The 19,920-nt window shown below is 49.2% G+C and carries 12 protein-coding genes; 8 read left to right on the top strand and 4 right to left on the bottom strand.

The genetic code is table 11. The features are described 5' to 3' along the window. Positions 1–2,155: 2,155 nt before the first annotated feature. From OXH00_09655 to OXH00_09645, 3 genes are all read left to right on the top strand, one after another. Complete coding sequence (locus OXH00_09655; protein MCY3741272.1) at positions 2,156–5,443, top strand: hypothetical protein; 3,288 nt, start codon at positions 2,156–2,158, stop codon at positions 5,441–5,443. A 1,119-nt stretch (positions 5,444–6,562) separates the two neighbouring features. Then, the gene (locus OXH00_09650) at positions 6,563–7,486 is read left to right on the top strand and encodes a hypothetical protein (GenBank protein MCY3741271.1); all 924 of its coding nucleotides are present in this window, start codon (positions 6,563–6,565) and stop codon (positions 7,484–7,486) included. An 825-nt stretch (positions 7,487–8,311) separates the two neighbouring features. Continuing rightward, positions 8,312–10,147, top strand: coding sequence for a redoxin domain-containing protein (locus OXH00_09645; protein ID MCY3741270.1), 1,836 nt, complete (start codon positions 8,312–8,314; stop codon positions 10,145–10,147). 414 nt (positions 10,148–10,561) lie between these two features. On the opposite strand, the gene OXH00_09640 is transcribed toward OXH00_09645, so the two are convergent. Then, positions 10,562–11,791, bottom strand: coding sequence for a YihY family inner membrane protein (locus tag OXH00_09640; GenBank protein ID MCY3741269.1), 1,230 nt, complete (start codon positions 11,789–11,791; stop codon positions 10,562–10,564). A 148-nt stretch (positions 11,792–11,939) separates the two neighbouring features. On the opposite strand from OXH00_09640, the gene OXH00_09635 reads away from it, so the two are divergent. Then, complete coding sequence (locus OXH00_09635; GenBank protein ID MCY3741268.1) at positions 11,940–12,641, top strand: class I SAM-dependent methyltransferase; 702 nt, start codon at positions 11,940–11,942, stop codon at positions 12,639–12,641. A gap of 571 nt (positions 12,642–13,212) precedes the next feature. Here OXH00_09635 and OXH00_09630 read toward each other — a convergent pair. From OXH00_09630 to OXH00_09620, 3 genes are all read right to left on the bottom strand, one after another. Continuing rightward, entirely contained in the window at positions 13,213–13,734 is a 522-nt protein-coding gene (locus OXH00_09630) for a putative dsRNA-binding protein (protein MCY3741267.1), read from the bottom strand. 20 nt (positions 13,735–13,754) lie between these two features. Then, positions 13,755–14,012 (bottom strand): 30S ribosomal protein S21, encoded by a 258-nt coding sequence (gene rpsU, locus OXH00_09625; protein ID MCY3741266.1) that lies wholly within the window; start codon positions 14,010–14,012, stop codon positions 13,755–13,757. A gap of 126 nt (positions 14,013–14,138) precedes the next feature. Then, complete coding sequence (locus OXH00_09620; protein ID MCY3741265.1) at positions 14,139–14,270, bottom strand: hypothetical protein; 132 nt, start codon at positions 14,268–14,270, stop codon at positions 14,139–14,141. Here OXH00_09620 and OXH00_09615 point away from each other — a divergent pair. The 4 genes from OXH00_09615 to groL all read left to right on the top strand — a co-directional run bounded on the left by OXH00_09615 (position 14,244) and on the right by groL (position 18,899). Continuing rightward, positions 14,244–14,921: a sulfite exporter TauE/SafE family protein gene (locus OXH00_09615; GenBank protein ID MCY3741264.1), complete on the top strand. Its 678-nt coding sequence runs from the start codon at positions 14,244–14,246 to the stop codon at positions 14,919–14,921. The two genes, OXH00_09620 and OXH00_09615, sit on opposite strands and share 27 nt — an antisense overlap. A gap of 743 nt (positions 14,922–15,664) precedes the next feature. Then, positions 15,665–16,654: a Gfo/Idh/MocA family oxidoreductase gene (locus tag OXH00_09610; GenBank protein ID MCY3741263.1), complete on the top strand. Its 990-nt coding sequence runs from the start codon at positions 15,665–15,667 to the stop codon at positions 16,652–16,654. Positions 16,655–16,966: 312 nt separating this feature from the next. Continuing rightward, a complete protein-coding gene (gene groES, locus OXH00_09605) occupies positions 16,967–17,257 on the top strand; it encodes a co-chaperone GroES (protein MCY3741262.1) in 291 nt (96 codons plus the stop codon). 16 nt (positions 17,258–17,273) lie between these two features. Then, positions 17,274–18,899 carry a chaperonin GroEL gene (gene groL, locus OXH00_09600; protein ID MCY3741261.1) on the top strand — a complete coding sequence of 542 codons (1,626 nt, stop codon included), beginning with the start codon at positions 17,274–17,276 and terminating at the stop codon, positions 18,897–18,899. The last annotated feature ends 1,021 nt before the right edge of the window (positions 18,900–19,920 follow it).

Raw genomic sequence — 19,920 nt, 5'->3', positions numbered from 1 at the left:
ACTCCTTCGATATGTCGGGTTATTACCCGTTTAATTTATTAATCTTCATACGGGGTGCAGGTTTTTGAACATCGGATTTCTATAGACATAGCACCCCTACGGGGTGAAGAAAGGGCTTGAAAGTTCATTGAAACGTCTACAACCCGTTAGGTAGCCACTTGGGTGAATATGTAGCATAGGAAACTCATGGTCTCATCAGCTACAATCATCACAGATATTTCCCTAAATTGACACCTATGGGTACACCGCAAAACCGCATCTACCGGCCCTGGAGAACCGAGACGGTTGTTGTTTCTAAGATTGCGGTTTATGGAGGGCGGCACACAGGAAACCAACTGTTTCCTATGCTACGAAAGATAACGTTTCCAATCTAACCCCAGACTAAATCCCCTAAGCGAACCATAGGTGTCCATTTAGGGAGTTTCTGTCGCTTTAACACCGTCGCGCCCCCCGGCCCGGTAGGTGCGGTTTCTAACCGCACCGGATACTTCGCGAACACCTTCAGATGCAGCGTTTGCGGAACACGCGTTCCTGTAAAGAAGAAACCGCGAACGGAATGCGAGAGGGTTTTGAAGTTTTCAAGGTTGCCGCGTCATATCCGGTTCGGTTGCAAACCGAACCTACCGGCCTGGAGGTCACGACGGTTATTTTTTTAAAATTGACACCTATGGTACACCGCCAAACCGCACCTACCGGGTCTGAGAGGGGCGGTTTCCTAACGCTTTCGAGTGTTGCGTTCTGAACTGTGATTTTTTTGACTTCTGTGATTTTTGTGATAAGAGAACTCATCACAAGTAACTGAAAACTGAAAACCGAGTCCTGAGGACTCAGCAGTTCTGCGGGACCCTATCTTTGTAGGAGCTTCAACGGCACAATCAGACCCTCATTTTTCTTCAGGGGTCTTATCAGAGAAATCAGAAAAATCAAATCAATTAGAGTTCAGACTTAATATGGCGGGTTATCATGGTAATCACGGGAATCAGACAAAATTAGCGTTCAGACTGGGACCCGAAAGCTGACAGAGCCATTCAGTTTTAAGAAATTATAGAGTTTCTCGTCCTTTTCTCAGGATCCGGTGCGGTTCCAAACCGCACCTACCGGGCCTGGGGGCCAAAATTGGACAAAGAAACCGAAAACTGAATGACTCTGGAAAGCTGAAAATTGTCTTTGACAAAAATCCGTATTTACTGTACACTTAAAAATAGCGTCAGATGTTATCTGCTGGAGGCGCATAACCGATGGCTGATAGCGAAAAATAAAAGTTGACAAAAAACAGCGTTTATTGTATGATTAATAGAAAGGTATGGTTTTACCCGCTGATGACTGGTAACCAGAACAACTTTTTGTAACCTTTTATACACTATCGGTGTTAAATAGGTTAAGGCGTGATGTAGACGGGTGTTTTGATGGTAGAAAATCGAAACATAGAAAGTACAACACTCCACGACGCAAAAAGTTTTTTTTGAAAAAAACTTGACAAAAAACGCAACTAAAGGTATAATTAACTCATGTTTAAGTGTGAAACCGCAAAATTACATAGATTTTGCCTGTTTTCGCACAAACTCCATACCAAACGTAATTTTCTTGAAGAAAGTCTTGACATCATATCACTGATGTGGTATAATATAATACATAAGAGCGTAAAGTTGTTGGGCAAAGGCACTTCGCCTCAGTCCAGAACCCTCTTACAAGATATCTCACAAAGCGGTAGAGATGCCGGTGGCGGAAAACCACCGAATTCGCACCGCACACCAAAAAATAGTTGACACATTTCCGTAACTATTTTACAATCTACAACGTTTATACAAGTGGTTTGGCTATTTTTGTCAGAATCCATAACGCAAACATAACACCCAAACCCAATTTTTCAAGTGTGCTTTGAAATCATTAGACTCGACTGATAGGTGCGGTCTCCCACCGCAACCCTCGACTGAGTAGGTACGGTTTCCGAACCGCACCGGGTTTCAAAGAAACGCAAAAAGGTTAGTTCAGAATAGATTTCATCCCTGAATCTGTTCTTGATTTTTGATTTTTGATTTTGATGGGAACCCCGTACAACGGCGTTCCTGCTGATGTAGAGTGGGAACAACCACAACGGCGTTCCCAAGTGAAAAAAATTAATTGTTTTTTGTTTTCTAAGGAGGAGAATAAGTAAATGCAATTGTCAAGATTGACATTTTCCTTAGCAAGTTTAGTTGTTTTGCTCGCCTTCGGACTAATCTTCACACCGATGTCCGTTATGGCCCACCCAGTGACTACCGACAATAATGGCTCAGGTGCGATACATGACGGCGATGCCGTTGGTCTGTCGCACATGCACCCAGAGATTACAGTCACGATCGCAGATGCCAATCCTAACACTCGTGCTATTGAGGTTGTTGATACAATGGCGGATGAACCCGCAACGCCTGCTGCCACTGATCTGACTCCCACAATCGAGTTTGATGTGACACTCACGGTTCCAGTTGGTGCCCAAGATGGTGGTAGTGCCGTGGCTGCTTCTTCATTTGCTACTACTGGTGATATCACGGCGGTCGCCTATAATAACAGTTACTTGCCGGTAGGGATAGCGACAAATACAACTGGGGCGGTTGCTGTTGGTGCCTTTGCACAAGGGACTCTTGCGGCTGATGGTACCTTTACAGCAGGGGCTACTGCGACTGATCGAGATTGGCGATCAACTTTCACTATTACCCTTACCGATGTAACATTCACGACGGGTGAAAATGCTGTTGATGCGAATAATCCTACTGCTGCTGAAGCTACGGCGGCACGTGAGGCTGCTATCGCCGCCGCTATCACAAGTGGGATAATGGTGGATATAACGCTGGATGATGATCTGATCCAGACGACCGGTTTGGTTGGTGGTCCGATGGCAGGTCAAGGCAATCTGATGTCAAAGACAACTATCACGGTGGTTTCAGCAACAACAGATGCGGAACCAGGCGCGCTTACTGGCGTGCTTGCTAACGGTGACTACCTGGTTGTCGTTCGAGATATTAATAACCCCCCCGACTTCGGTACTGCCGACCCCGATTTGATGGAATGGGCAGATATGCCGGACCTGCATGAACTTTTTATTCAGAACACTGCTCCCGGTGGTGGCGGTTCACTGCAGTTGAATTTGGATGCGATGGCTGTGGATGCTAATGACATGGCTCTCGGGACACGTGCTGTCGTCTTCACCGAAATTATGTGGGCTGTTGATAACCGTTTGGTCGGTCAAGCGGGTTATGCTGCTAACCAGTGGTTTGAAATTCACAACCGCTCTGGTGTTGACGTTAGCCATAGTCATATTAGTTTTATGGCGAAGGAAGGTCGTCCTGCCTTGGGTGCAGGTACTGATCTTGTCAGTAACGTCACTGGTGGTGGTAATCGTTGGATCCGGACGAAAGGTCAGAACGGCGATAGTGGTGCCGCTGATGGCAGTGGTATGGTAGCGTTCATCTCCATGTACCGGCTGCAGAACAAACTTGGTGAAGACGGTGCGAATGGTGGTCACTGGGGCAAATCGTCGCAGGTGTATAAGCCGAACCACATGGGTACACCGGGTGATAGGGAGGTTATTGATCCGCAGACCTTCACTGCCAGTGGTGTCGGACTCACGACCGTTTTCAATGAGATCGCGAACTATCCCATGGATGATGATGATGGCAAGGGTTATGAGTGGATTGAACTCCGTATCAGGAGCGGCGATCCGCACTTTGAAAAGTGGGTCGTTCATATTGTTACCGGTGCTGACGATAGAGACGTTAGTACAGACCCAACGCAAGAGAAACTTTTCGAGCTGCCGAAGCTTGATGTAAATCGGTATGACGACATCTTGTTGATTACCAAAACGGATCCTAAAGATGATCCTGATCACCCCTTGGCAGCAGGTTACAACGTTGAGGTGGATTTTGCGGAACAGAAGAACCAAGGCAGAGATATGAATATCCGGTATTATGTCGCTGATGGCAACGGTGCCGGTGATAAATTTGACTGGACTAAAGATCTGCCTGATGATGGTAAATTTGTCTTGATTCTCCGTCATAATAACGATAGAACGAACCATGAGAGAGTTGAAGACGTTGCGGGCTATCACCCGAATTTGGTGAAATCCACTGCCACATTCTATTCACAACTCTGGCCCCTGAGTGGTTATCCGGCACCGAAATTCACCAGGAATAAACTCGAAGATGGTGCAGTGTATCGTCGTCAGAAGGATGGCATCGCTGGCACGAGATCGGGGAATGATAAGGACGAAAAGGATCACACTGCATTCCGTGGTGGTGCCGATAACGATAACGGCTGGACCGGTATCGGCTACAAACGGAAAGCTGCTGTAGGTGCACAGAACGGTGGAACCCCTGGTTATCCGCACGGTTCTAAGAAAGCTGACGGTGCTGACGCAACAGCGGCGGTGATGATCAGCGAAATTATGTATGCCGTGACGGATCGGACCCTCCTACAGTGGATTGAACTCCGCAACATGTCTGATACTGTTGGTGTGGATTTAGATAAATGGGAACTTCTCATCGTGAACCATAAGGAAATGATGGATGATATGGGCATGATGAAGAGCTTCCCTGACATGTATAGCCAAACTGTTAATCTCAGTGGTAGAATCCCACCCGGTCAGAGTTACCTGATTGCCTCAAGTATTACGACAGGTCGGCGTGACTCGACAAATCTTCCAAAGAATCGTATCAAAAGTGCTGGGAAGAAGCATAATGAGATGCTTCTGAATCCCTACGGCTTCCAGTTAACGATTAGAACGAAGCGAGATAAGGGAGCCGCTGAACGGGAAACGGTTGATATGGTCGGTAACCTCAAGCCTGCGCCTGCGGGTAACCGTCGTGCTGATGCGCAATCCTTTAATGATGATGTCGCATGGAAGCTGCCTGCGGATGTGATTGACGAAGATGGCAGTCGTGTCTCTGTCGTCCGTGTACCGGGAGTCAAGGACAATAAGGGCACAATTGCCGGTGCTTGGGCACTTTACACGATGACTCGGGAGTACGATCAAATTCGTAATCTCACCTATTACGGAAATGAAGATGATATTAGTAGTCCAGGTCATCACCATGGTGGTGTGCTGCCGGTCAGTTTGTCGAAGTTCCGTCCGGAACGGATGAAAGATACTGGCGCAGTCGTTATTCGTTGGATCACCGAATCTGAATTGAACAACGCTGGATTCAATATCCTGCGGAGTGAAACTCGGGACGGTGCGTTCACGAAGCTTAACACGAAATTGATCGCAGGTCAAGGCACGACGAGTGAGCGTACGACTTACGAGTATGCCGATACATCTGCGAAACCCAATGTCGTCTATTACTACCAGATCCAAGATGTTTCCTTAGAAGGTCAGGTTTCGCACTTGGCGACCACGCACCTGAGAGGTAACGTCACGGCGGCTGGTAAGTTGACTACGACGTGGGGCGAACTGAAATTACAAGATTAACTCAGGGATATTCTAACTAACCTACCCCGACCCGCGGGCGATGGACTTCGGTTCATTGCCTGCGGTTTTTTTAATTCACGCCTATGGCTCAGAAATCTCTTGAGTCCCGTAGGGGTGCTATTGCTTCGCAGTGAGAATAGAAACGTTGGATGCCAGCGATTGCACCCCTAATGAAGATTAAGAATTTAATCGGGTAATTTTCAGTTTTCTTGTCGGACCCGGTGCGGTTAGGAAACCGCACCATAAGTGTCAATTTAGGGAAAAGTCTGTGATGATTTGTAGCTGATGAGACCGTGAGTTGCCTATGCCGTATATTCACCCAGGTGGTCCCTGAGGTGTTGTAGAGGTTTCAATGATTTTCAAACCCTTCTTCACCCCGTAGGGGTGCTATGTCTATAGAATATCGGATACTCAAGAAACCGCACCCCGTAGGGGTGCTATGTCAATAAAAGTGCCTGTCTACACGATAGGTCGATAGAGGTCCGTAGAGGTATTTGCGATATGGTCTTGCGTGCGTCTGGAGTTTGCTATGTCTCAGGTCAGTCGTCATGTGTTTATAGACATAGCACCCCTACGGGGTGCAGTTTCTGTCATACCGGTTTTTCTATAGACATAGCACCCCTACGGGGTGGCAAGAGCCCGTGAAGCCCCTTATGGGACCGTTGAAAATTTGTGAGTCGCACTTTAGATGACATGTTATGCTAAATTGACACCTATGGTTCGGTTTTGCGGCGTACGCGAAGAAATCCGCAGAAACACCCAAGCAAATACCCCAAGCAATACGCAGAAATACCCAAGCAAATAAACCCTACGGGACTGAAGAGGTTTTTGAAGTCATCAAGGTTTTCGCGTAGGATCCGGTTCGGTTGCAAACCAAACCTACCGGACCTGGGGGTCGCGACGATTATTTTTTCTAAAATTGACACTTATGGTTCGGTTAGGAATGCAGATCGCATTTGGGCGTGTACGCCGCAAAACCGAACCTACCGGTCTGGGGGTCGCGACGGTTATTTTTCTTAAATTGACACTTATGGTGCGGTTGTATGTAAAACTAAATGATCTTGGGACTTTGGCGAAAAAATCTTGACATTTTTCCATAAAGGCAGGTATAATACTCTCATGCCCTACTATGATGAAATCTTTAAGCACATCATTGGGGTCTTTCCGCATTCATTGGCAGCATTAGCACTGAAGACGCCAGACGTGGAAGTCGGTGAACGTCTCAACACTGAGCACGCCACGGTTCGGATGCATCACAGCGATATGACGTTTCATATCCATCTGCCCGATGAGGCAGCGATCCTGCATATAGAGGCACAAACCGACGACAGCACGCATAAACCGATGCCGCTTCGCATGCTGGCGTATTCGAGTTTTCTTGCCCTCGAGCATGAGAAGAACGTCTATTCAACGGTGTTGTATTTCCGGCCCCCTGCGGGACGAAGGGACCCGGGTTTCTATAGGTATGGCAACGCGCAACGGGGTGGCGGGTGGTTTCAGTATAATGTCATCCGTATCTACGAGTTAGCGGGTGAAGCGTTTTTGGATGCCGAGGCTGTCGGGCTGCTGCCTTTCACGGCTTTGATGAAACCGCCTGCGGACATGCCCCCGCATGCCTGGGTTGAGAAGTGTATAGAGACGACCCAAGCGGCGGATGTGGATAGACAGACGCGTGCAACGCTTTTATTTGCGCTCTCGATTTTCGGGAGTTTAGCCCATCCACCTGAACTTTTTCAGGATCCTACATTGGAGGCAATCATGCAAGAATCTCCTTTTTATGAACACGTCATGCAACGCGGTATAGAGCAAGGTATAGAACAAGGTATAGAACAAGGCAGAGCGCAAGGTAGAGCGCAAGGCGCGCGCCAGATGAGCATTGACAATACATTGGCAACCCTCGAAGCACGTTTCCCGGAAGCTGATGTCAACACCGTCAAACCCAAACTTGAAGCCATCGCCGACCTCGAACAACTCAAGCAAGCTAATCTTTATGCTTCACTTGCACCCTCGTTCCAAGACTTCCAAGAATCCCTATCCATATAAAGGCTTAGGTTGTACGCATTCCCTCTTAAAGTCCCCCTGATAAGGGGGATTTAGGGGGTTACCATAAGTGTCAATTTAGTTCCAGAAGTCCTGTAGGTGTTTTTGCTTGGTGTCTTTGCTTGGGTGTTTCTGCGGATTTCCGTTAGGTAGAACGGATGCCACCAAAGTCGTCCAAATCAGAGAAAAACATGACTTTCTCCTGATACGCTATAGTCACCAGAAACGGAGTGAAACCCAACGCTTTGGATACCGTGAAGTTTCCGAGATCCTGACGGTGTAAAGTTGGGTTTCACTGCGTTGATGAGTGAGTCCGGTAGGTTGGGTAGAACGGCTACTCAGAATGCAGGTGTATTTTCCAAAAACCTCTCAAATCCCGCGGTTTGTCGTCGGTAATCAAGAAGGCAGTGAAACCCAACTTCACACCGTCAGGGTTCGGTAAACGGGTAATGCGTTGGGTTTCACTCGTTTTTCAGTTTGGCGTGCGCTCTCTGGTACAGGGTAAGCCTTGTGTTAGTTTTCAGGATTTTGGTGGTATCCGTTCTACCCAACCTACAGGACTGAAGAGGTTTTTGAAGTTATCAATGTTTCGGCGTAGAATCCGGTTCGGTTGCAAACCAAACCTACCGGACCTGGGGGTCGCGACGGTTATTTTTCTTAAATTGACACTTATGGTTCGCTTACAAACCGAACCTACCGGTCTGGAGGTGGCGGCTGACAACTATCCTTGACTTTTCCGACAAAATCTGCTATAATATGTTGTCAATTGGATAATCATAGAGCCGGAGAACAATGCAAAACTTTACTGATAACTGACTGGAGATTCACATGAAACTGTATATAACAACGTTATGCCTCATACTCACGCTGCCACTCATCTTACACGCAGCACCCGACTATACGATTACGAATAAACACCGCGTCATTGAAGAGGTGTCCCTAAGCCAGGACGGTGTCGCAATCGGCACACAGCTTTCACGCCTCAACTTCACGACGCTCAAGGGCGATACACATACATTGGACACCCTCACTCAACGGGGACCCGCAGTCTTCATATTCCTTGCAACCGAATGTCCCGTCGCTCAACGCTACGCGATGCGCCTGAAACGGCTACAGACCGAGTTCACGACAGAAAAGCACACCACCACCTTCGTCGGTGTCTATGCCAACGAAAATGACGCTGTTGGGGATATCGAGGCTTACATCGCGAAGGCAGCGTACACGTTCCCGATCGTCAAGGACGCGGACGGTCGCCTTACACGTACACTCGGTGCAACGATGACCCCACAAGCCGTCGTTATTGATACAACCGGCACGCTCCGCTACCGGGGCCCCATCGACGATAACCGCTACGAGACTCGCGTCAAGCACGACTACTTACGCGATGCCCTCCTCGCAACGCATACCGGTGACCCTATCCCCGTGGAAGAGACACCAGCGTTCGGCTGCACGCTCCATCTCTCGGACACCGCGTTCCCCGCAGAGGTCACCTATAGCGAACACATCGCATCGATACTGCAAAAGAATTGTCAAACGTGTCATCGTCACGGCGAGGTCGCGCCCTTCACGCTGATTGATTACAGTGACGCGAAGGCGTGGGCGACGGAAATCGCTGCATACACACAGGCACGCCTCATGCCGCCATGGAAACCTGCACCCGGCTACGGACACTTCAAGAACGAACGCCTGCTTACGGATACCGAAATCGAGATGATCGCACACTGGGTAGAGACAGGCGCGCCTGCTGGTGATCTCAACGCTGTCCCACCCGCACCCAAGTTCCATGACGGTTGGGCACTCGGTGAACCCGATTGGGTCGGTGAGATGCCTGTCGAATACGAGATCGGACCCGAAGGCGAAGATGAGTATCGGCAGTTCATCATACCTACTAACTTCGAGACGGATATGTACGTCCAAGCCGTTGATGTACAACCCGGTAACCGTAAGACTGTCCACCACGTCATCCCTTACCTTGATGTCAACGGTGCGGCACGCAAACTTGACGCGCAGGACCCGAAACCCGGCTACGTCACTGAAGGCACGGGCCCTGGGTTTGACACTGTCGGTTCACTCGGCGGTTGGGCACCCGGCCTTACGCCATCTGTTTTGCCTGACGGGATTGGGTTCCTCTTGCCGAAAGGTGCGGACATCGTTATGCAAGTCCATTACTATCGCACCGGACACGTCGAATATGACCGCTCCCGTTTGGGGCTTTATTTCTCGAAGACTCCGAACACGGCGAAACTCCGCATCGGCGACGCGACGAACTCCGAGTTCGTGATCCCAGCGGGTGATGCGTGGCATGAAGTGTTAGCATCTCAGAAGGTCAAGCAGGATGTCTATCTCTTAGCGGCGATGCCGCACATGCATCTCCTCGGGCGCGATATGCGTCTCATCGCGACGACCCCGGAAGGTGAAGCGCATGATATGATCTGGATCAAGGATTGGGATTTCAATTGGCAAGACATCTATCATTATACGGAACCGCTATTTCTACCGGCGGGTACACATGTGAACCTCGTTGCGCATTTCGACAATTCGGCGGAGAATCCAGCCAACCCGCACGATCCGCCTGTGCCTGTCGGCTGGGGCGAAAAGACGACAGATGAGATGTGTATCGGGTTTTTCTATTACGTCAAAGCCAGTGAGTTTTCGCCGAAGTAGGTATGGGTGGTCAGTTATCAAATCCGGTAGGTGTGTTTTCCTAACCGTCGCGCCTCCCGGGCCGGTAGATGCGGTTTTCTAACCACACCATAGGTGTCAATTTAAGAAAAATAACCGTCGTGGTCCCCAGGCCGGTAGGTTCGGTTTCCCAACCGAACCGGGTTCTACGCGGAAACATTGATAACTTCAAAAACATCTTGAAACCCGCCATGGTTCCCAAAGCCGGTAGGCGCGGTTTGGCATAGTTTTTGGATATGCCCGATGCGGTTAGGGGATTTAGTCTGGGGTTAGACTAAATCCGTTCCTTGTATTACATTCCGCATCTACCGGTCCTGGGGGGCGCGACGGTTGGGAAACCGAACCTACCGGGCCTGGATGACCGCTAAATTGACACTTGTGGCGACCCAAATCCCCTTACAACAACGACGCAACTGTAACATCCGCCAAACACTCCCGCTGGGACGCTGTCAAGACACTCAACACACGCGCACCCGCTTCAGATGATAGTCCCTCCACAAAATACGCCGTCATCTCACCCTCAACCGCTGCGACAAGTTGATCTAACGTAATCTCCGACAGCCCGCGTGCCGGGAGATACCCATCCGTATCGCCTTGAATCTCATAGATTAACCCCGCCGCCTTGAACTGCTCAAAACTCGTATGCACAACCTCTTCCGAAACACCTGCACACATCGCGACCTGCTCCGTTGTACACGCACCCTCACCCTTCACGAACCGCTCCGCCACAATTAGGAACAGCGCGATAACACCAGCACTGTTCAGATAGCTGTTGCTGCTACGTCGCAGCTTCCCACGCGCGAGACCCCGCGGATCTAAATGCTGAGACACATGTGAGGCCTCCGCACCGAGCAGGATAATCACCCAAGCCGCATACGTCCAGATAGCGAGGATAATAAGGAGTGCCAATGCGCCGTAGATGTTACTATAATTCTTCCAGACCAGTTCAAAATAACGTCCGAACGCGATCCGCGCAATCTGGAACAGTGTCCCCGCGACAAACGTTCCGAGCAGTGCCGCGCGCCACTTCACGGTGGTATTCGGCATCGCAATGTACATGAAGAAAAAGAGGCAGTAGATCAGTAGCCACGAGAATATGGGTCCGAACAGCCAGTTCTGTGCACCGGAAAAGAAAAGGAAGATGAGCAGCGGTCCGACCGTTAACAACGTATAGAAGACGGCGTATTTCTGAAACGCACGCATCACCGGCAACCGCCGCCGCGCACTCCAGATGTCATTGAGATGCTGCTCGACAGACATGAACAACAGCGTTGAGACGAGCAGAAACAGCAAAAATCCGCCGATACCGAGTCCGCCAAGATTTCTATTGGCAAATGCGGAGAGTTCTGATACAATCTCTTCAGCACCGTAACGCGGCAGGAAATTATCGAGCGCGGCGATCAACGGTGAATTACCGTCTTCAACGGCGCCGAACGTCTTTAACAGGAACAGCGCAACAGCCGACAACGGTACAAGACACACCAACGTATTAAACGCCAACGCCGACGCTTGTTGCAAACAGTTATGTTCCCGGAATTGATGCCAGACGTTCGCACACAGACGGACTGTTAACGTCCCGAAATTGCCGAGGGGGTTCCTATGTTTTTCAGAAGGGTTGTTCATCATCGTAGTACTCAGTGCTCAGTTTTCAGTACTCAGTTAAGAAGTCTTTTTCTGACGACTGAAAGATTTTTCGCAGAAAAAGCGTACTGAGAACTGAAAACTATAAAACTGAAAGATTTTTCGCAGAAAAATTGTACCGACAACTATTCTTATGCCAGAATCGCGACCGGATCTAATTTCACGCATAAAACGCAAACTCAGACAAAACCCGTTCTTATCTCACCTCATTGGGTGTCCGTATCCTGCACCGCGCTGGAACCGATGTGTCAGACGGCTCCTCCACGAGCTCGAACCGGACGCGAACGTCTTGGATCTCGGTGCTGGCAACAGGCGCCGCGCCCCGAACGTCATCAACCTTGAAATCGAAGCGACCCCGGAAGTTGACATCATCGCGGACGGGCATTTTTTACCGTTCAAGGACAATACCTTTGATGCTGTTATCTCTGAAGCCGTGCTTGAGCATGTCCATTCGCCGGATACCGTTGTCTCGGAAGTCTATCGTGTCCTGAAGCCCGGCGGCTATATCTGCGTCGCGGTACCCTTCCTACAAGGCTACCATGCCTCCCCGCATGATTACCAACGCTGGACAGCCTCCGGTATTGTGCAACTTTGTACCGCCTTCACTGAAATTGAGAGTGGCGCGTGTGCCGGTCCCACGACTGCGCTCCACTGGATCTTCCGAGAATATGTCGGATTGATCTGTTCTTTTGGAAGTCTTCTCGTCGCGAAGGCGATTTCCCTGCTTATCGGGTGGCTAACATTTCCGTTCCTACTTTTAGATGTGCTCTTATCACGACACAAGGATGCCCATATCTTGGCATCAGCGGTCTATTTTTTCGGAAGAAAACCGTGATGCATTATTATAACGCAAGTTGCCACCTATTTGTTCTCACTGCGAAGCAATAGCACCCCTACGGGGTGCGGTCCCTTAGATACACCGTCTCTATAGACATAGCACCCCTACGGGGTGAAGAAAATACTTGAAAAGTGCTATTGAAATACGCAGAAATACCCAAGTAAAACACCAAAACCTATTAGTAGCAACTTGGGTTATTATACCATTTCTGAAAATTTATATGGCATTAACTGTATTATAAATTCTGAACTGTGATTTATTTGATTTATTTGATAAGATTTTTGGCAGATGTCCGTAAACGTGTAATGTGTTGGGTTTCACTCGTTTTTCAGTTTGGGTTTCTCTCTCTGGTGTGGGTTGAGTGTTGTGTTGTTTTTCAGGGTTTTGTTGTATCGGTTCAACCCAACCTACGGGATTAACAGTTTATGGGCTTCACGATAAGTCTGAACTGTGATTTTTTTGATTTATTTGATAAGATTTTTGATGAAAAATTGAGAAAAAAAAACGGCGAGGCTATGAACCCCGCCAGCGAAAAAGTAGACTACGCATGAAAAGACTAATAACACTACTACCGAAATGTGACCTGATCCTTCTCTGCTCTCTCAAGCAGGCTTCGGACAATCTGTAATGTCAATTTAGAGAGTTTTTCCGAAAATTCGGCATCTGTAAGCGTCCGATATCGCGAGGGTTGCGATGTCGTAAGCCGTTCATTGGCAATCGTCAACGCACTCGACACGAGCGGCATAGGCACTTCGATCGGCACAGACGCAGGCGCACCATTTTCTTCTGGCGCAGGTGAAGGAATTGTTCCCGCCGTATCACCTGCCAAAAAACTTTCACGCCGTGAATTGATTTCAGCTAATACTTGCTGCGACGCGATTTGGTGTGCAAACTTTTTTGAACCGGGGACGGGTTCTGGGGTCTCATGGACGTGGTTACCGTAAGATACCTTCACCAGCCAACAAGGCGCATCCGCCGGACCGTGTTGTGTCTCGGTATACGTCGGCTGCTGCATTCCCCGTTCTTGGCAATATTGAATCAAAAGTCCTTTGTAATTTTCCGAAGCCTCGTCAGGTGCCAAATCTGCCATGCCTTCCTCCTCGGGCCGTTTTAGCGGGAACCGTTACCGCCGCCACTACCGCCGCCACTACCGCCGTTATAATACTGCGGACGCTCACCCATTCTGCGGGGTTTGACTTTCCGCTGCCGTTTCATCTCAATCCTACGCCGTTTTTCGCTCGGTTTCTCATAGAAACTCCGCTTTTTAATTTCTGTAACGATACCGGCTTTACCGCACATCTTTTTAAAACGTGCCAAAGCGCGATCAAACGCTTCACCTGAGTCTACACTCACTTCTACTTGAACCATTGCTTTGAACCTCCATTGGAGTTTGAAATCTCGAAAACATTATATAATAAATTGTATCACATTTCAGTGGGGATGTCAAATAATTCTCAGGCGTGTGCTTGACAATTTATCAATAACCCGTTATACTTACGCCACCCAAAAGGAGGCATCACTATCACAGAAATCGTTATCCTCTGCTTCGGCGCATGGCTCACCGGGGTCAGCAAAGCTGGCTTCGGCGGCGGCATCGGTATGATCGTCGTCCCGATGTTCGCGCACTTCCGCAGCGCACGGAACGTCATTGGACTCATGCTCCTGCTACTCTTTTCAACGGATGTCTTCTCACTCCGGCACTACTGGAAACGATGGCACCGCGAAAGCGTCACACGCCTCATCCTCGGTTCTGTCCTCGGTATCGTCCTCGCAAGCCTGATTTTAAAAGACATCTCCGATGTTCATCTCAAGAAGGTGATCGGCGGCATCGCGTGTCTCTTTGCAGTGTTGGAGTTCCTGCGTCCGTACTGGCAACCGTTGCTCGGTAATTCGGGGGAACCGACCGACACAGCACTCGAATTTAAAAGGTGGCAAGGGCTGCTCGCTGGCGTGTTTGCCGGGGCGTTTTCTACGCTCGCACACATGGGTGGACTCGTTGTCGTTATGTATCTCCTTCCACAACGTTTGTGTAACGCCGCCTTCGTCGCGACAACAACCGCTACCTATTTCTCACTCAATCTTATCAAAATCCCGTTCTATTACCAACTCGATCTTTTCTCTTTCGAGATTTTAGTTGAAGCTATCGCACTCCTACCGTTCATCGGACTCGGTGTGCTAACAGGTATCTCACTGAACAATCGTGTGTCAGAACGCCTCTTTTCAAAGATCGTCTTGTTCTTCCTATTCGCTACAGGCATACATCTACTTTTGGGTTGATTAGTTATTAGTTTTTATAGTTGTCAGTAGTCAGTAGTCAGTTATAAGAGGTTTTTGATGATCCAAAAGTCTCTTTCTGACGACTGATAGATTTTTTCGCATGAGATTTAAGAAATAAATTGGGTAATTTCCTCCAGGCCCGGTAGGTTCGGTTAGGAAACTGCACCATCGTTGTCAATTTAGGGGCTTTAATGGCATTTTGTCGAGTGTAGATCTAAACATACTGAAGAAATCCGCAGAAACACCCTATCAAATACCCCAATCAAAAACCCCTTACAGGGCTGAGGAAACGAGGGAAACGCGTTTCTATAAACATTGTGAAGAAACACCCAAGCAAATAAACCCTACGGGACTGAAGAGGGCTTTGAGATCTTCAAGGTTTCCGTGGAGTATCCGGTTCGGTTAGGGGATTTAGTCTGGGAATAGACTAAATCCATTCCTTGTATTACATTCCGAACCTACCGGACCTGGGGGTCGCGACGGTTATTTTTCTAAAATTGACACTTATGGTTCGGTTAGGATGCAGGTCGCATATGGGCGTGTACGCCGCAAAACCGAACCTACCGGGCCTGGGTCTGAGACGGATGCTGTTTCTAAAATTGACACCTATGGTTCGGTTAGGAAACCGAACCTACCGGGGGAGATTTTTTGGTTAGCCATCAGCCATCCAAAAACCGTTGCGGTATTTCCAAAAATCCTGTATAATACGATCCATAACAAAATACAGATGAGGTCCAAAAATAATGAGCTTAAAATGGGGCGTGCTGGGTGCCGGGAGCGTTGCACAACGGCGGGCGATGCCAGCCATCAAAAAAGCGGACGGCGCGGAACTTCACGCGCTGCTCTCACGCGATACCACACGCGCAGAACGACTCGCACATGAACACGGCGCAACCAACGCCTATACCACCGTTGATGCACTTCTCTCAGACGACGCACTCAATGCAATTTACGTCTCAACCCCCGTCCACCTACACGCCGAACAGGTCATCGCTGCAGCCGAACGCGGCTTGCACGTGCTTTGTGATAAACCGATGGCACTCACGCCAGAGGCGTGCACGGAGATGATCGCCGCTTGTGATGCCAACGGTGTACATCTCCAAGTCTGTTTCCTATTCCGATTCCATTCCTGTTTTCAGCAGATCCGAACATGGATAGACGAAGGACGCTTCGGGCAGCTCGTGCATGGACGCATGCCGTTCCTGAAACAGTATCAACTCGCGCCCGACGAATGGCGTGCGCAACCCGAAGAGGGGGGCGGCGGATGCTTCATGGATCTCGGGCCCCACAGTGTAGACCTACTCCGCTATCTTATCGGCGAGGTGAATGCTGTCAGTGCATTCTATAACAGCGCAACCGAAGGCATCCGTGTTGAAGAAACTGGGGGTATCTTCATGCGTTTTGATAACGGCGCGCAGGCGTTTACAGACCTCAGCTTCTCCGTCCCGCAGTGCGACATAGTTTTGGAACTCTATGGGACAGAAGGCAGTGTCTGGGTCTACAACGACGACGGTTGGAAACTGAAAACCTACTTTGCTGGTGAACAGCAGTTGATCTCCTCGCAATACGAGGACCTATATCAGTGCCAGTTTGAGCATTTCGCAGCCTGTGTGCAACAAGGAGCATCGCCAATCACTACAGGATTTGATGGGTTGCGTGCAAACGAAATACTCACCGCCGCCTACCGTTCCGGGGAAACCGGTCAAGTGGAGCCATGTCCTGCTACGAAATAGTTGTAAATATAAATTCTTAAGATGCATCAACGGTGCCCTACCTTGTTCCTCCATTCGTGTCAAAATGGCACAATATCGCCAATCCGATTTTAAGAGTGTCAATTTGTCACGGTTGAAAACCTGCCAAAATGTCACAGGTTCCACGGCAACGCTGACGTACTGGTAGGTTTGGCGTTTGGCATGAAAATTGCTAAAGATATTAGGTGAAGACGGTCTCTATTTTACCGTTTCATGATAAACAGTTACGAAGCGGAGGCATTCGGGCCTCTCCCTACAATTTTTTACGCCAAACTCAAGGAGGAATTCAACGAGATGGCACTTGTACCCCTTGGCGATAGAATTCTCGTCAAACGTTCAGATAACGACGAGCAGATGACCAGTGGCGGGATTATCATCCCGGATACCGCGAAGGAAAAACCGCAGGAAGGCGAAGTGGTTGCCGTTGGTAACGGTCGTATACTCGACAGCGGTGATCGGCAGCCCGTTGATGTGGAAGTGGGCGACTTGGTGCTTTTCGCCAAATATGGCGGCACCGAAGTTACGTATGACAATATCGAATATCTCATCTTGCGCGAAGATGATATCTTAGCCAAGGTTAACTAGGAAAGGAGTTAAACACATGGCAGCAAAACAACTGGCGTTTGATGAAGAAGCAAGGAGCGCTATTAAACAGGGCGTTGATAAACTCGCCGACGCTGTTAAAGTCACGTTGGGCCCAAAAGGACGGAACGTCGTGCTGGATAAAAAGTTCGGCGCGCCCACGATCACCAAAGATGGTGTTACCGTCGCCAAAGAGGTCGAACTTGAAGATGCCTACGAAAATATGGGCGCGCAGATGGTCAAAGAGGTATCGTCTAAAACGAGCGACGATGCTGGAGATGGTACCACTACCGCGACGATCCTCGCCCAATCGATCTATCGCGAGGGCTTGAAAAACGTCGCCGCCGGACACAACCCGATGGCACTCAAACGCGGCATTGAAAAAGCCGTTGAGACTGTCGTCAACTCAATCTCTGGCTTGAGCAAAGAGGTCTCTGAGAAGACCGAAATCGCCCAAGTCGCCGCGATCTCCGCAAATAACGACAACGATATCGGTGAACTCATCGCTGATGCTATGGAGAAAGTCGGAAAAGATGGAGTGATTACCGTCGAAGAAGCAAAAAGCCTCGAAACGACACTGGATGTCGTTGAAGGTATGCAGTTTGATCGCGGCTATCTCTCACCTTACTTTATCACGGATGCCGATCGGATGGAAGCCGTCTTAGAAGATGTAGATATCCTCATCCACGAAAAGAAAATCAGTAGCCTTCAAGACCTCAGACCTGTCTTAGAGCGGACTGCGCAACAGGGGAGACCGCTGTTGATCATCGCCGAAGATGTCGAAGGTGAAGCGCTCGCTACTGTTGTCGTCAACAAGATTCGCGGAACACTCCGTTGTGCGGCTGTTAAGGCACCCGGATACGGCGACCGACGCAAAGCCATGCTCGAAGACATCGCTGTCTTGACGAATGGACGCGTCATCTCCGAAGACCTCGGGATTAACCTCGAAAACGTCACCGCGAATGACCTCGGCACTGCCAAAAGTATCCGTATTGACAAAGACAACACGACGATTGTTGAAGGTGAAGGCACAACCGAAGCCATTCAAGGGCGTATTGATCAGATCCGTAGACAGATCGAAGACACAACATCCGACTATGACCGCGAGAAATTGCAGGAACGCCTCGCAAAGCTTGCTGGTGGTGTCGCCGTGATTAATGTCGGTGCCGCAACGGAAGTCGAGATGAAAGAGAAGAAAGCCCGTGTTGAAGATGCAATGCACGCCACACGCGCCGCCGTTGAGGAAGGCGTTGTCGTTGGCGGTGGTGTCGCACTCGTGAGAGCCCAAGAGGCACTTGATTCGCTCGAACTCAGTGATCCTACTGAAGCCGTTGGTGCTTCGATTGTCCGTCGGGCACTTGAAGACCCACTTCGTCAAATTGCGAAGAACGCTGGACAGGAAGACTCCGTCGTCATCGCAAAGGTCAAAGACGAAGGCGGGAACATTGGCTACGATGCCTACGAAGATCGGTTTATTGACATGTTTGAAGCGGGTATCCCCGATCCTGCTAAGGTCGTACGGGTCGCGTTGCAAAACGCAGCCAGCATCGCAGGTTTGATGATCACCACCGAAACGCTCATTGCTGAACTGCCTGAAGCGGAAGCACCGGCACCGCCGATGCCGCCGGGTGGTGACATGTATTAGACCACTACGTTTGAATCAGTAGGTGTGGTTTGTACCCACGCTGAACGCTCAAGTTCTGATTGGCGGGGTTCCAAACCCCGCCTTTTCTTTTTATCAGGACTTACGCAAATTGAATGGGAAACGGTATATTTTGGTGATTTAACCCCCTAAATCCCCCTTATCAGGGGGACTTTAAGAGAAAATGCGTAAGTCCTAATTTTTATTTTTTCATTTCTCTATAGATAACCGAAGTTGCTACCGGCGGATTTTGGGGTTTTTGCTTGGGTATTTTTGCGTATTGTAACACAGTTTTTCGGACCCTTTCTTCACCCCGTAGGGGTGAGGAAAGGGTTTGAAAGATAATCTAAACGTCTCCAACACGTGAGGTAGCGATAGGCACTTTTATTGACATAGCACCCCTACGGGGTGCAGTTTCTCGGACATTGGATATTCTATAGACATAGCACCCCTACGGGGTGAGGAAGGGGTTTGAAAGATAATCTAAACGTCTCCAACACGTGAGGTAGCGATAGGCACTTTTATTGACATAGCACCCCTACGGGGTGCAGTTTCTCGGACATTGGATATTCTATAGACATAGCACCCCTACGGGGTGAGGAAAGGGTTTGAAAGATAATCTAAACGTTTCCAACACGTGAGGTAGCGACTTGAGTTACGATGTCGCATAGTAAATTCACGGTCTCATCACCATAGGGGTCAATTTAGGGAGTTTTCGCAGTTTTGTAACAGCCTTTCTACAAATGCTGCAGAAATCCACAGAAACGCCCTATCAAAGACCGCAAGCAAATACCCCAATCAAAAACCCCTACGGGGCTTGGCTCCTTTGGTCTTAACGCTGCTACACAGATACTGAAGAAATACCCAAGCAAATAAACCCTACGGGACTGAGGAGGTTTTTGAAGTTATCAATGTTTCCGTGTAGAATCCGGTTCGGTTAGGAATGCAGGTCGCATGAATCAACGGTATGAATGCCTTATGGGCATTCCCCGGGGTGAGTACACCGCAAAACCGAACCTACCGG

Source organism: Candidatus Poribacteria bacterium (genome assembly GCA_026706025.1).
GTDB lineage: Bacteria > Poribacteria > WGA-4E > WGA-4E > WGA-3G > WGA-3G.
The sequence above is the reverse complement of the archived record's forward strand: the minus strand, read 5'-3'. Positions and strand labels throughout refer to the sequence as shown.